General features: G+C 69.5%; 18 protein-coding genes and 1 pseudogene. 5 read left to right on the plus strand and 14 right to left on the minus strand.

Annotation, left to right across the window (positions count from 1 at the left end; genetic code table 11):
* Positions 1-68: 68 nt before the first annotated feature.
* A pseudogene (locus tag ABZ208_RS29850) lies at positions 69-248 on the minus strand (DUF2662 domain-containing protein); the annotation flags it as partial.
* Between the two features lie 99 nt (positions 249-347).
* Between ABZ208_RS29850 and ABZ208_RS29855 the strand changes: the two are divergent.
* Entirely contained in the window at positions 348-752 is a 405-nt protein-coding gene (locus ABZ208_RS29855) for a DUF418 domain-containing protein (RefSeq protein WP_356912552.1), read from the plus strand.
* 23 nt (positions 753-775) lie between these two features.
* Here the strand turns inward: ABZ208_RS29855 and ABZ208_RS29860 are convergent, their stop codons facing one another.
* The 3 genes from ABZ208_RS29860 to ABZ208_RS29870 all read right to left on the minus strand — a co-directional run bounded on the left by ABZ208_RS29860 (position 776) and on the right by ABZ208_RS29870 (position 3,098).
* Positions 776-1,069, minus strand: a complete 294-nt coding sequence (locus tag ABZ208_RS29860; RefSeq protein WP_356912553.1) for a hypothetical protein — start codon at positions 1,067-1,069, stop codon at positions 776-778.
* Between the two features lie 125 nt (positions 1,070-1,194).
* A complete protein-coding gene (locus tag ABZ208_RS29865; RefSeq protein ID WP_356912555.1) occupies positions 1,195-2,244 on the minus strand; it encodes a saccharopine dehydrogenase NADP-binding domain-containing protein in 1,050 nt (349 codons plus the stop codon).
* Positions 2,241-3,098 (minus strand): class I SAM-dependent methyltransferase, encoded by an 858-nt coding sequence (locus ABZ208_RS29870; RefSeq protein WP_356912556.1) that lies wholly within the window; start codon positions 3,096-3,098, stop codon positions 2,241-2,243. Before ABZ208_RS29870 ends, ABZ208_RS29865 begins: the two co-directional genes overlap by 4 nt.
* 115 nt (positions 3,099-3,213) lie before the next feature.
* Here ABZ208_RS29870 and ABZ208_RS29875 point away from each other — a divergent pair, with 115 nt between their 5' ends.
* Positions 3,214-3,825, plus strand: coding sequence for a TetR family transcriptional regulator (locus ABZ208_RS29875; RefSeq protein WP_356912557.1), 612 nt, complete (start codon positions 3,214-3,216; stop codon positions 3,823-3,825).
* Between the two features lie 43 nt (positions 3,826-3,868).
* Here the strand turns inward: ABZ208_RS29875 and ABZ208_RS29880 are convergent, their stop codons facing one another.
* Positions 3,869-4,438, minus strand: a complete 570-nt coding sequence (locus tag ABZ208_RS29880) for a helix-turn-helix domain-containing protein (protein WP_356912559.1) — start codon at positions 4,436-4,438, stop codon at positions 3,869-3,871.
* A 97-nt stretch (positions 4,439-4,535) separates the two neighbouring features.
* Here ABZ208_RS29880 and ABZ208_RS29885 point away from each other — a divergent pair, with 97 nt between their 5' ends.
* Positions 4,536-4,685, plus strand: a complete 150-nt coding sequence (locus ABZ208_RS29885) for a hypothetical protein (RefSeq protein WP_356912561.1) — start codon at positions 4,536-4,538, stop codon at positions 4,683-4,685.
* A complete protein-coding gene (locus ABZ208_RS29890) occupies positions 4,682-5,215 on the plus strand; it encodes a hypothetical protein (protein WP_356912562.1) in 534 nt (177 codons plus the stop codon). The genes ABZ208_RS29885 and ABZ208_RS29890 overlap by 4 nt, the downstream gene beginning before the upstream one ends.
* A 72-nt stretch (positions 5,216-5,287) precedes the next feature.
* On the opposite strand, the gene ABZ208_RS29895 is transcribed toward ABZ208_RS29890, so the two are convergent.
* From ABZ208_RS29895 to ABZ208_RS29910, 4 genes are all read right to left on the minus strand, one after another.
* Complete coding sequence (locus tag ABZ208_RS29895; RefSeq protein WP_356912563.1) at positions 5,288-7,555, minus strand: heavy metal translocating P-type ATPase; 2,268 nt, start codon at positions 7,553-7,555, stop codon at positions 5,288-5,290.
* A gap of 95 nt (positions 7,556-7,650) precedes the next feature.
* Complete coding sequence (locus ABZ208_RS29900) at positions 7,651-7,944, minus strand: heavy-metal-associated domain-containing protein (protein ID WP_356912565.1); 294 nt, start codon at positions 7,942-7,944, stop codon at positions 7,651-7,653.
* Positions 7,945-8,217: 273 nt separating this feature from the next.
* Positions 8,218-8,844 (minus strand): DUF305 domain-containing protein, encoded by a 627-nt coding sequence (locus tag ABZ208_RS29905; RefSeq protein ID WP_356912566.1) that lies wholly within the window; start codon positions 8,842-8,844, stop codon positions 8,218-8,220.
* Between the two features lie 124 nt (positions 8,845-8,968).
* Positions 8,969-9,376, minus strand: a complete 408-nt coding sequence (locus ABZ208_RS29910) for a DUF6153 family protein (RefSeq protein WP_356912567.1) — start codon at positions 9,374-9,376, stop codon at positions 8,969-8,971.
* Positions 9,377-9,725: 349 nt separating this feature from the next.
* Between ABZ208_RS29910 and ABZ208_RS29915 the strand changes: the two genes are divergently transcribed.
* Entirely contained in the window at positions 9,726-9,851 is a 126-nt protein-coding gene (locus tag ABZ208_RS29915) for a hypothetical protein (protein WP_356912569.1), read from the plus strand.
* 134 nt (positions 9,852-9,985) lie between these two features.
* On the opposite strand, the gene ABZ208_RS29920 is transcribed toward ABZ208_RS29915, so the two are convergent.
* The 5 genes from ABZ208_RS29920 to ABZ208_RS29940 form a co-directional block, all read right to left on the minus strand.
* Positions 9,986-10,267: a hypothetical protein gene (locus ABZ208_RS29920; RefSeq protein ID WP_356912570.1), complete on the minus strand. Its 282-nt coding sequence runs from the start codon at positions 10,265-10,267 to the stop codon at positions 9,986-9,988.
* Positions 10,268-10,376: 109 nt separating this feature from the next.
* Positions 10,377-11,306 carry a hypothetical protein gene (locus ABZ208_RS29925; RefSeq protein WP_356912571.1) on the minus strand — a complete coding sequence of 310 codons (930 nt, stop codon included), beginning with the start codon at positions 11,304-11,306 and terminating at the stop codon, positions 10,377-10,379.
* Positions 11,307-11,407: 101 nt separating this feature from the next.
* Positions 11,408-11,851, minus strand: a complete 444-nt coding sequence (locus ABZ208_RS29930; protein WP_356912573.1) for a hypothetical protein — start codon at positions 11,849-11,851, stop codon at positions 11,408-11,410.
* A gap of 120 nt (positions 11,852-11,971) precedes the next feature.
* A complete protein-coding gene (locus ABZ208_RS29935) occupies positions 11,972-12,301 on the minus strand; it encodes a hypothetical protein (protein WP_356912574.1) in 330 nt (109 codons plus the stop codon).
* Between the two features lie 32 nt (positions 12,302-12,333).
* A complete protein-coding gene (locus ABZ208_RS29940) occupies positions 12,334-12,585 on the minus strand; it encodes an SHOCT domain-containing protein (RefSeq protein ID WP_356912575.1) in 252 nt (83 codons plus the stop codon).
* Positions 12,586-12,621 lie beyond the last annotated feature (36 nt).

The raw sequence follows: 12,621 nt of genomic DNA on the forward strand, positions 1-12,621 counted from the left end.
CAGTAGCCGGCAGGGGGCACCTCGGCGCGGTCGGCTCGGGCCCTGAAGCGTTCGGCCGTGTCGGGCGCCTACTCGCTCGCCGAAGGGAACGCATCGGCACGAACGTGGGGCATCGCACGGCTGGCGACGCGGTACCGGCCGTTGGGCAGATGCGCCGCCGTCACGCGTACCGTCAGCGGGCCGGCCCATACGTAGCCGCGATGCTCGCCGTGCCGCGCAAGCCTGTCCATGAGCGCCTGCCCCACCTGCCGTGTATGCCGGGCCAGTTCCATGTCTCTGCATCTCGTCCCTGGTGCGCAGGCCGCTGTGAACGAGGGGACGGGGACGGAGGCGGCGGCATCCGCCTGGTGGTCCGATGCCGTCGGCGAGGACCCGACACCGGAGTACCGGCCTGGCTGCTGGTTGCCTCGCCGCACAGCCAGACGACGTGGTCCGTCCTGGCCAACACCGGCGTGGCCCTGGCCGTGCTGGCCCTCTGCTTCATCGCCATGGACCGCTCGCCACGCCTACGGCGACTGGCCGCTCTCGTCACTGCGGTCGGCTCGATAGCCCTCACCGCGTACGTCGGCCACATCCTCGCCATCAAGGCGCTCGGCACCGACGACCTCCCCGGCTCCGCCGCCCTGCCGGTCTACGTGGGCTTCGCGCTCGCTGCCATGCTGCTGGCGCTCATCTGGACGAGATTCTTCCGGCGCGGGCCGCTGGAGTACCTGATGCACGTGGCAACGAGGCCGGCCCTTCTGATCAAGTGATCACCCACGGGTGCCGTAGGTCGTCATTGCACGCCGAACACGTCCGCCGAGCGCGGCAACCAGGCCAAGGGCGGCAGCAATGGGCCAACGTTGCGCGGCGGCGCGGCCATGATCATGGCAGGAGCTGGCGCACGAGTGCATCCGCGGCCCACTGTTGCCAGCACGTCGGTGACCAGCACCGGCCGGTGACGAGCAGGGTGTACGTCTCGGGACCGAGCACGGTCATCGTGATGTCGGCAGTTGAGGGGCCCGTCGTGGCCGTCGCGCAGCCCGGCCTCGCTCTTTACCACCAGCGCCCGGGCGAAGCGCAGCTGCACGGCGTGACGCTGGCACGACGCCGCACAACGAAAGGTGCCTCTGTTCACGGCGCATGAACGCTGCTTCCACACCTGTGGCTGTTCGAGCGGTTCAACTGCCACCTTCTCTGAGGGCGTTTCAGGCCTCAGAGGCGCCGGAGGGAGGCGCCGTGGGGCGCCAGCGCCTCAGGGAGCGAGGCCAGGGCGGGGAGCTGCTCGATGTGGTGGACGCCGGCGGGCGGGGTGCCGGTGAGCAACTCCCGGGTGACGTGCGCCGCGACGAGCCCGGTGACACGGCTTTGCTCACCTCCGGTGAGCGCAAACGCCGCGTGGTGATCGCCGCGCCAGGCGTCGGCTCGGACGGCGAATCCGTCGCCACCCATGTGGACCCGGCTGCAGATGCTGGTCAGAGCCCGTTGCACAGCCGGTCGACGGGCGGCCCGCAGCAGCCCGGCACGCCGCAGCCCGAAGAGCGCTGAGCTCAACACCCGCGAGTCCAGGCACAGACGGGTGGTCACCTGTCCCACTCCGAGTGTTCGGGGCAGCGTGTGCTGGTCGGAGAACGGGAACGCGTGGGCCGTACGCAGCCCGTATCCGGGCAGCATGGTCCGCTCCGGGCGGTCGACCGGCGGTTCGGCCAGGCCCTCGACCGTCCAGCGAACAGCGTCCAGACCGTGCCGCTCGCCACTGCCCAGCAGCACCGTGAGGTCGATCCGCTCCGCGCCCTGGACGGCTTCGTGCGCCCGGCGGGCGAGGAGGTTGGTCAGTCCCGGGGCGACACCGACACTGAGCACCGCTGTCGCTCGGGCACGGACCGCGAGGTCGTGCAGGGCGGCCACGCCCTCCAGCAGCCCCCGGGTGGCGCCGATGTCGACCAGATGGATGCCGCGTTCCAGGCAGGTACGCGCCACGCCACTGTCGGGTGGCTCGACGCACAGCACCACCACGGCCACGTCGCCCAGCCCTTCCAGCGTCTGCCGGAATCCGGTCGGATCGGTGACATCGATGCGTACGCCACCCTGCCGGGCCCTGGCCTCGCTGCGTCCCCCGACAACCACCCGGCCGGGAAACCACTCGCCGAGCACGGTCGTCACCGTCGCACCGACGGCTCCGTATCCGCCGACCACCAGGATCCGTTCGCTGTTGAGGCGCCCCGATTTCACTGGAGCCACCGCATTGAGTCGGTTCTCGCTCATGCCCGGCGGTCCCCAGGGCGGCTGGCGGTGACCAGCCACGCGACACTGCGCAGCCATACGGCGTCGTCCGCTTCGTGGGCACGCAATACGTCGGTCAGGGTGCGGGAAGCGAGCTCCTGCAGCTCCGTTCCCGCCTGGGCGAGCATGTGGCGTCCCGGACCCGAGTTCAGCATGAACGCTGCCGCGTCCTCTGCGTCCCGCCCCCAGTTCCCAGACACCTCCACGCGCACGGCTTCAGCACTCTCGAAGCCGGCGGCAGCCAGGATGCTGAGCGCGCGATCGCGGTCCGCGAGTGAGAACATTCCCGGCGCTCCCGGCTTGCCAAAGTCCCCGACCGGCAAGATGCCACGCAGCGCGTCAAACGCCTGGATCCACTCGTTTCCCTCAGGTTCCGACGCGCAGATGAACGCCGCGCGGCCACCGGGACGCAGTGCCCGTCCGATGTTGGTGAAAGCAGCGACGGGGTCGGCGAAGAACATGACGCCGTAGCGGCTGAGAGCCACGTCGAACTCGGCAGGTGTGAACGGGTAGACCTGAGCGTCCCCTTGACTGAAGGACACGTTGGCCAGCCCCTCGTGCCGCGCGCTCGCGCGAGCTTGTTCCAGCATGGGCTCCGACAGGTCCACGCCCAGGGCCCGGCCGTTGCGGGCGCGGTCGGCGGCCAGCCGGGTGGTCTGGCCGGCTCCGCAGCCGATGTCCACAACATGGTCCCGGTCACCGACCTCAGCCGCCTTGAGGAGCGGCTGGTTGAAGCCGTCGTTGATGACATCCCACCGGGTCTGGTTGCGCGCCCACTGGCTGCCTTCGTAGCCGTTCCATGCCTGCGCCTGACTCGTATTGACGACGTGATCCATGCGATGCCTCCAAGCCTGCCGCCGGACGAAACCGAGACGGCATTAGAATGGGCGTATGCCCAAATGGTATGGGCGAGCGCCCATACTTGCAATGAGTTCCCTGGAAGGAGTCCTGATGTCACCGCGTGGAGTGGCGATTCCCGATCTGCGGGACCGGCTGTTCGCGGCCGCGGAACGGGTGGTGGCGCGCGAAGGCGCCGCGGCCCTGACAAGCCGGGCGGTCACGGCCGAGGCGGGCTGCGCCAAGGGAGTCCTGCACACTCACTTCGCGGGCCTGGACGAGTTCATCTCAGAGCTCGTCCTGGACCGCTTCGCGCGCAGCGCCCGGCACGCCGAAGAGCTGAGCGGGCGAGTGGGCCACGGTCGCGTGGCGGACAATCTCGCCGAGGTCGCGCTCGCGCTGCTGGACTCCCTGGACCCGGCGGTCGTCGGCCTGGCCATGACCCGCCCCGGCGCTTCGCTCCACACCCGCCAAGCACTGGAGTCGGGTGCGCCGGGTTTCGCGGCCATGCAGCAGTCGATCACCGGCTACCTGGAGGCGGAGCGGCAACTCGGCCGTGTGGCGCAGGACATCGACGCCGTCACCACCGCGCTCGCGCTCGTGGGCGCGGTCCACCACCTGTTGATGACCCGCAGCCCCGACGCTCCACTGGACGCCCGGGATACGACCGAACGCCTTGTCGCCCTGCTGCTGGGGGACGGCTCGCAGCGCGTCCACACGTCGTAATGCCCCGACACGGATGTACCGGCTGACGGTGGTGTCTCGTACGTCAGGGAACTGGGTGCAGGCCGTGCAGAATGACGCGGACGAGCCGGTCGACTGCCGATCCGGTGGCCATCGCAGAGGCCGCATTGACGGCGTGCAGGCAGTAGGACGCGAGTTCGTCGGGCGGTACGTCGTCGCGCAGGTCGCCGGCCTCGGCGCCTTCAGTGATGAGAGCGGCAATGATGCGGGTCAGATGCTGCGCGGCGTGGCTGACGTGGTCGCCCTGGTGCAGCGTCGCCGCCAGCTCTCCTCCATGGCGCTGCCGGGCGACTCCCGCGTATGCGGTCAGCACTCCGGCAAGGCGCTGGACGGCCGGCCCCGGATGGTCGGCGGCTTGCATGAGTAGGTGCAGGTGGACGGCGATCTGCCGTTCGTGCCACGCCGTCAGGACGGCCTCGGCGTCCGGGAAGTATTTGTAGAGCGTGGCACGCCCGATGCCGGCTCGTTCGGCCAGCTGTGACATGGTCACCGCGCGCAGGCCGCCGCCCTCGATCAACTGGTCTGCTGCATCCAGGATGGCTTCCCGTACGGCGTGGCGGTGCGCGTCGATCGTCTCGGTCCACAGTTTCGGCACCCCTAAAGGATACGGACGCCCCGGACTGGATACACTCCGTCGCGTGCGAGACAATGTGTCTCGCAAATTCTGCGCCGCACCGCACACGGAGGACGCCATGTCCGACTCCCACACTGATCCACAGGTGCCTGACGACGAGCGCGCGCCTCGATGGGTGAAGATCTCGGCGGCTGTGGCCGTCGTCCTCGTCACGGCGTTCGTGATCCTGCATCTGGCTGGCGGCGGCATGGTGGGGCATACGCCGTGAGGCCGTTTCCCACGCGTTTGCGCAAGGCGGTGCTGACCGCTCACGTGACGTTCTCGCTCGGCTGGCTCGGCGCGGTGGCCGCCTTTCTTGCCCTGGCTATCGCCGGTCTGGCCAGCAGTAGCCCCGCGACGGTCCGGGGTGCCTATGTGTCCATGGAGTTGGTGGGCTGGACGGTGATCGTCCCGCTGGCTGTCGCCTCGCTGCTGACCGGTTTGGTGCAGTCGGTGGGGACTGTGTGGGGGCTGCTGCGTCACCACTGGGTGATCGCGAAGCTGTTGATCACGGCGTTGGCCACGTTGCTGCTGCTCGTGCACATGCAGCCGGTCGGGCACCTGGCGGATGCTGCCCGGGCTGCTCTGTCCGGCGGCGAGATGGAGGGCATACGGGTCCAGTTGGTCGCGGACGCTGTCGCGGCCACCGTGGCTTTGCTCACGGCCGCCGGGCTGTCGGTGTTCAAGCCGCGCGGGATGACCCGGTACGGCCGCCGTCGTCAGCGTGCGCAGAGCGTCCGCGAGCGCCAGGCCGCGTGAGCAGCTGGTGGGTGGCCCACAGACGCGTCGGCTCCCGGTCCAGCGGACCGGGAGCCGTAGGTTCTCGGCTTCTTATTTGAAGGAGCGCAGCCGGAGGCTGTTGGTGACCACGAAGACGGACGAGAACGCCATGGCGGCGCCGGCGATCATCGGGTTCAACATGCCGGCGGCGGCGAGCGGCAGGGCGGCCACGTTGTAGCCGAATGCCCAGAACAGGTTTCCCTTGATCGTGGTCAGGGTCCTGCGGGACAGGCGGATCGCGTCGGCGGCCACGCGGAGGTCACCGCGCACCAGGGTCAGGTCGCCGGCCTCGATGGCCGCGTCCGTGCCCGTGCCCATCGCCAGTCCGAGGTCGGCGGTGGCCAGCGCGGCGGCGTCATTGACGCCGTCGCCGACCATCGCGACGGTGCGCCCCTCGCCCTGCAGCCGCTTGACGACCTTGACCTTGTCCTCCGGGAGGACCTCAGCGATCACCACGTCGATACCGACCGCGCGGGCGACGGACTCGGCGACGGTCTGGTTGTCGCCCGTCAGGAGAACCGGGTTCAGCCCGAGGCGGCGCAGCTGCGCCACCGCTTCGGCACTGGTCTCCTTGACCGCGTCGGCCACCGTCAGCACACCACGCGCCTCGCCGTCCCAGGCCACGGCTACGGCGGTGCGTCCCTTGGCCTCCGCGGCGGCCTTCGCCTTGGCAAGCTCGCGGGGGAGCTCGATGGCCCATTCCTTCAGGAGCTTTTCCCGCCCGACGAGTACGGCATGGCCGTCGACGACGCCCTGGACGCCGAGGCCGGGGACGTTTTCGAAGCTCTCGGGAACCGGCAGCCGCCCGACCCGGGCGACGGCCCCCGCGGAGATCGCCCGGGCGACCGGGTGCTCGGAAGCGTGTTCCAGCGAGCCTGCCAGCGTGAGCAGTTCGGCCTCGTCCACTTCGGGCGCTGCGACGACGTCGTGCAGCTCCATGCGGCCGGTGGTGACGGTGCCGGTCTTGTCCAGGACGACGGTGTCGACGCGGCGGGTGGATTCGAGGACCTCCGGGCCCTTGATCAGGATGCCGAGCTGGGCGCCGCGTCCGGTTCCCACCATGAGGGCGGTCGGCGTCGCGAGGCCGAGCGCACAGGGGCAGGCGATGATCAGCACGGCGACGGCCGCCGTGAACGCGGCGGTGGCGTCACCTGTGACGAGGAGCCAGGTCAGCAGCGTGCCCAACGCGATGACGATCACCGCAGGGACGAACACTGCTGAGATACGGTCCGCGAGCCGCTGCACTTCGGCCTTGCCGTTCTGGGCGTCCTCGACGAGCTTGGCCATGCGGGCCAGCTGGGTGTCCGCACCGACCCTGGTCGCCTCGACGACCAGTCGCCCACCGGCGTTGACGGTTGCTCCGGTGACGGGGTCGCCCACAGTGACGTCCACGGGCACGGACTCACCCGTGAGCATGGACGCATCGACGGCCGAGGCTCCTACGACGACCGTTCCGTCAGTGGCGACCTTCTCGCCGGGGCGGACGACGAAGCGGTCACCGACGGCGAGCTCCGCGACCGGTATGCGCACTTCCTTGCCGCCGCGAAGCACCGAGACGTCCTTGGCGCCCAGCTCCATCAGCGCGCGCAGTGCCGCGCCCGCCTTGCGCTTGGACTTCGCCTCGAGATAGCGCCCGGCGAGGATGAAGGCGGTCACGCCGGCCGCGGCCTCCAGATAGATGGAGGACGAGCCGTCGGTGCGGGAGACGGTGAGATCGAATCCGTGGCGCATCCCCGTCATGCCGGCGTGGCCGAAGAACAGGGCCCAGACCGACCAGCCCAGGGCGGCCAGCGTCCCGATGGACACCAGAGTGTCCATGGTGGCCGCACCATGTCGGGCGTTCGTCCAGGCAGCCTTGTGGAACGGGTACGCGCCCCAGACGACGACGGGCGCGGCGAGCGTCAGCGACAGCCACTGCCAGTTGTCGAACTGCAGCGCCGGGATCATGGCCATCAGGACGACCGGCACGGACAGGGCCACGGAAACGAGCAGACGGTGCCGCAGCGCGTGCAACTCGGCGTCGGTCGCCGGAGGCGCGGCCGCCGCACCGGCAGCCTCCTCCTCACGCGCGGGCGGCGCAGGTTCCTCGGCCGTGTAACCGGTCGCTTCCACGGTGGCGATCAGGTCGTCGACCCGGACGCCGTCGCCGTAGGAGACCTTCGCCTTCTCCGTCGCGAAGTTCACCGTCGCCGTGACGCCGTCCATGCGGTTGAGCTTCTTCTCGATGCGCGCTGCGCACGAGGCGCAGGTCATGCCGCCTATGGAGAGCTCCACCTCGGTCGCGGACGTCGCCGCTTGTTCAGGGGCCGTGTTGGTCATGTGCGTCTCTCCTGGGGAAGTCCGGGCGTACGGCGTCCGTATCAGCGGAGCGGTACGTCCGGGGTGGACCGGGCGAAGTGCCCGTGAGAGGTGGTTCAGGCCCGGCCGACGAGCTCGTAGCCCGCCTCGTCTATGGCCGCCCGGACGGCATCGTCGTCGAGAGGAGTGGCGGAGTTGACCGTCACCTCCCCAGTGGCAGCGACGACCTTGACCGAGGTCACTCCGTCGAGGGCGGAGATCTCCTGGGAGACGGCGCCTTCGCAGTGACCGCAGGTCATACCGGACACCTTGTAGACGGTAACGAAGCCCGCGGTCTGGATGTCCACGGTGCCGCCCGAGCCGCGAGAGCTGGTGCCGCAGCAGGAAGCGGTGCGCGTCTGGGATGTCATGGCATCTTCCTCACTCATCGATCTGTGCGCTCAAGAGGCGACGGTCACGCCCGTCTCCTCGCATACCCATAACTTAATACCCCCCAGGGGTATTCCGGGCCCCTCTCCGTTTTCCATCGGCCCGGACCTCACCTGCCTCGTATCCAAAGAACCCTGCGACGTGGCACCAAGCCCGGGAGGAGCACTGCGGCGCCGTGAAACGTTCTGGGCCCAGACCGGCGCGCATCCAGTACGCAGGACGGGCGCCGCAGGGCGCCCGCCCTCGTTGCCCGGTCAGCCCTGGCCGAGCAGCTTCTTCATCTGAGTGATCTCCGCGGTCTGGGAGGCGATGATGTCGCGGGCCATCTCCTTGGCTGGCGCGTAGGCGCCATCAGCCTGCTCGGTCTTGGCCATGGCCACCGCACCTTCGTGGTGCTTGATCATCATCTGCATGAAGGCCGTGTCGAAGGCGGAGCCCGAGGCTTGGCGCAGCTTCTGCATCTCGTCGGCGCTCATCATCCCTTCCATGCCGTGCATGGAGTGGTCCATGGCGCCCTCGGCGGGCACTTCCTCGCCCCACGACGTCAGCCACCCGGACAGCGTCTCGATCTCCGGGTCCTGTGCTTTCTTGATGTCCGCGGCGAGCTTCTTCACCTCGGCCGACTGAGCACGGGAGGCGGCAAGGTCCGCCATCTCCACTGCCTGCCGGTGGTGCGGGATCATCCCCTTGGCGAACGCGACGTCGGCAGCGGCGTGCTGCCCCTGCGCCGCGGAGGTCGCGCCGGACGGAGAGGCGGTGGTGTGGCCTTCGTGACCGGCCGAGCTGTCGCTGTTGCCGCCACAGGCGGCCAGTACGAGCACGGCCGCACCGGCGGCGATCGTGGCGGCGCTACGGCGGATGAGGGAACGCTTCTTGTTCACGGTGGTGCAACTCCTTGCCGCGCAGCCCACGACAGGGCGCACGGATTTCACGGAAATGAGGGCATGTACAGGCACGGCGCCGCTCCCAGGAAGGTCTGGGGCAAGGGGTGCCGTGCGGGCCGCTCTAGATCCGCAGAAGTTGCAGTTCGGCCAGGTCAGGCGGCGCCCGGCTGGTCACGCCCGTCCTGTCGGTGCCGTTCAGCGCAGTGGCGGGCTGCACGACTTCGACCGCGACGGGCAACGCGGGCGGCGCGTAGGGAGAACCGATACCGGCCGCCGCGCAGGTCGAGTCCGTGTGGTCAAGGTGATTCGTCCCGCCGTCGGTGTGCGAGCATCCCGGGCTCGCTTCAGGTACCGCCGGTGAGTGATGGGTCACCATGTCGTGACCGGAGGCAGCCTGCGCCCCGGGCGCACCGCCGGGAACCAGCGCGTGCATGCCCAGCACACCAGCAAGCACCGCCATCACCAAGAGCGCGAATACGCGCCCGGCACGGCGGCTCGTCGGCTGCGCGGCAAAGGACACGAGGCCCATGGTACGGGGCCCATCATCGGGGCCCTTTGCCGTAGGCGGGTCGGCGAAGGAGAGCGACGAACTCGACACCTCAACGGGTAGATGCCTCGAACCGAGGACGACCGGACGACCGCTTGTTCCTGGAGGTCCAGTCGCCGCCCATCGCTGCAGCCGTCGCGGACTACCCGTGACGGCGATGGGGCAGTCCAGCCGGTCGGCGGGGCGGTTCCCGACACGCGCGGCCAGCTGCGGACGGCCGTCGAGGGCGGTAGCTGGGCCGACGCGGTCATCGCCCATGATCCGCTGGCCTGGATCACCGGCTCGGACGGGCTCGTCGAACCTGCGTCACCGGCGAGTACCCGCTCGTGACGTGGCTGCCCTTCATCATCGTCGCCCGGCGGTGGCCAAGCTCGACCTCACCCGACTTGGAGTCCTCACCAAGCGCAGCCTCTGCGCGGCCGCTCTGGCGATGGTCGGCTACGGAGTTCGTGGCTGACCACGCACCTAGGCAACGGAGATCGTCGAAGGTCGTACTCGGCCCGGCGGCTTTCAGCGGGTGAGGTCAGCCAGGCTGTTGAGTGCGGTGTCGATCTCGGCTGGAGTGTTGATGACGGCGGTGCCGATGCGGGTTTAGGTCGAGGTGGACAGCCGCACGCGGTGGGCGGCAGCGTGGTCGACGACCTGCTGATGGGTGTGGCCTGCCACGCTGAAGCAAGTGATGCCCGCTGACAGTTCCGGGTCGGCAGGAGTATGCACGGTGGCCCCACGCATGCCGCTCAGGCCTTGTTTCACCCGGGTCGACAGCTGTCCCGCACCCGGCTGTGCCACCGCCTGCGCACCCGCCCCGCGGGCAAGGGCAAGCGCCGCAGCAGGGGCGAGCGCGACTCCATCGCGCTGATCGACGGCACCCACCGGGCTCGTCGAGGCCGCGCGCTCGATGCTCGTCGCCCTTGCCGTGCGAAGTCCCTGAGAGGCCAACGCCGGGGGCGGGAGCACGCATGCATCCCGCCCCGGCGTGTGATCAGCCGACGTTCATGGTGATGGCTGCGGTGTGGAGCGTGCCGGCGGTCTGGAACTGCAGGAAGAGCCGCCAGTCACCAGCCTTGGGCAGTTCGGCGTGGAAGGTCAGGCTGGGCCCGCCCCGTCCGCCCGAGACTTGGGTCTCGGGGTGAAGGTGCGCCAGGGCCTGGTCGCCGGCGTGGAAGGCCGTCAGGTGGGCGTAGGTGTCGAGGTAGGGCTCCAGGTCGGTGACCGGCTTTCCGTCCTTGGTCACTGTGACGGTGAGCGGATGCGCCATGCTCTCCATGGGCCTACCTGTGACGGTGACGGTGTAGCCGTCGACGGTGGTGGAGGCGGACGCCTTGGGAAGGGCGGTGCTGGGTGCGGTGCCGGGGACGGTCGTGGTGGTGCTCAGGACGAAGTCCTCGCCCTTGTCCGGCCCGCTGTCCGGGGTGAAGGACGCGTACATGCGCCAGATCCCGGGCTGCAGCGCCGTCAGCGGTGCGGTCCAGGTGCCGTCGGAAGCCATGGTGGGGTGGATGTGCTGGAAGCCGGTGAGATCGCTGCGGATGGCGTAGAAGTGCAGCCGCTTCGTCTGCTCGACGCTGAACGCGGTCACCGGCTTGCCGTCAGGACCGGTGATCGTGAAGCGGTAGGCGGCCGCCTTGCCGACGGGGAGGACGGGTGAGGCGGTGCTGAACCGGTAGCCGTTCTTCTCGGCGGCCAGGCCGTCGTCGGACGCCGTGTGCTTCATGCCGGCCATGTCGTGGCCCTTCGCGCCCGTTGCCAACGGAGCGTGAGAGGCGTGGGCCTTGGCGCCGTGGTCCATGCCGGGCATGGCGTCGTCACCCGAGCCGCCGCAGGCAGCGAGGGTCAGGGCGAGCACGGCAGTCGTGGCAGCCGCCGCGAGGGCACGACGGCGCGAGGAAATGGGACGAGGGTGTGCAGACATAAGGATTCGGTCTCTTTCGGGAAACCGCGGCCGCGCAGCGGCGCGCGGAGCGAGCAGGACGGCGTGGCCCGGTCCCCCGATCGGGGGCGGGCACGGCTTGCTCACGTCCGCGCGATGCACACCTGAAGCAGCAGAGGACGGCCACCCGGCGGCGCCCGCCGACGAGCAGCCGACAGACCCGTCGTTCGACCGGTCAGCACCCACATCGCGGCCGTCCCGACCAGGGCGAGGACCGCGAGGGCGGGCATCAGGACCGGGCCGTGTGCGGGGGTGGACACACACACCGCGTGATAGGCCGGCGAGGGCATATCGGCGTGAACCGCCGGACCGGTGGAGCCTCCGGCAACCGGGAGTGCCGAGGTGCTCATGGCGTGATGGGGCGCCACCGCCATACTTGCCGGGGACGCGGCACCCGCAGCATCGCCGTGGCAGCCTTCAGCGGCTGCCGGGCTGCCGTGCATGAGGAACAGACCGGCGAGCAGCGCACACACCGCCAGCAGCCGGGCTGCCGCCGAGCTGCCGTTGCCGGTGCTGTTTGCTGCCATCGGCCCCTTCGTTCATGACGTCTGTTCCGCCTGCTGGGTCGCAGCTTCCCTCGAGAATACGGCGGGCGGCACGGACGCGACTTTCGCCTACGCCGTGTGCCGTTCAGCACTACGTGGTGATCAGTGGCCGTCTCCTGCCTCGACCGCGAACCGCTTGGTGAAGGTCCTGCTGCTGTCCCGCGACTCGTAGACGCCGGTCTGGGTGGCGGCCAGGATGTGCTGGTCGTCGACCGCAGTGAGTGCCTGTGTCTGGCCGCCCGGCACCGAGCCTGCCTTAGCCCATGTGGAGCCGCCATCGGTGCTGCGGCTGAGCCCGCCCGTGTCGTCGATTCCGTACAGCGCCGCGGGCGTTGCCCATGAGAGGAAGGCAATCATGGGCTGCTTTCCTGGCGCGAAGGTTCGTCCGCCGTCGCTGCTCTTGGCGATGCCGTCGGCGCTGGTGGCGAGCACGGTGTCCGGGTCGTCGGGGCTGACGGCGATGTTCAGGACCTGAAGGCTGGCAGGGCGTTCAGGAGGCGCCGGTACTCGTCCTCGTTGATGTCCCCGCGGGCGAGCCGGTCACCGAGAATCTGCTCAGGTGTGGCGCGGCAGGGGTGTGAGCATGCTCGTGGGGTCTGTTCAGGGATCGGAAGCAGGAAGCCCGCGGTGATGATCAGGGCCCAGAACAGGATCATGCCGAGCGACATCGCGAGCCAGCCCCATCCACTGAGGTCATGGCGGTACCAGAACATCATCGCCACTCACCTGCTTCATCGAGTGCGGTCTCGAGG

It is taken from the genome of Streptomyces sp. NPDC006208, from assembly GCF_040613775.1.
Classification (GTDB): domain Bacteria; phylum Actinomycetota; class Actinomycetes; order Streptomycetales; family Streptomycetaceae; genus Streptomyces.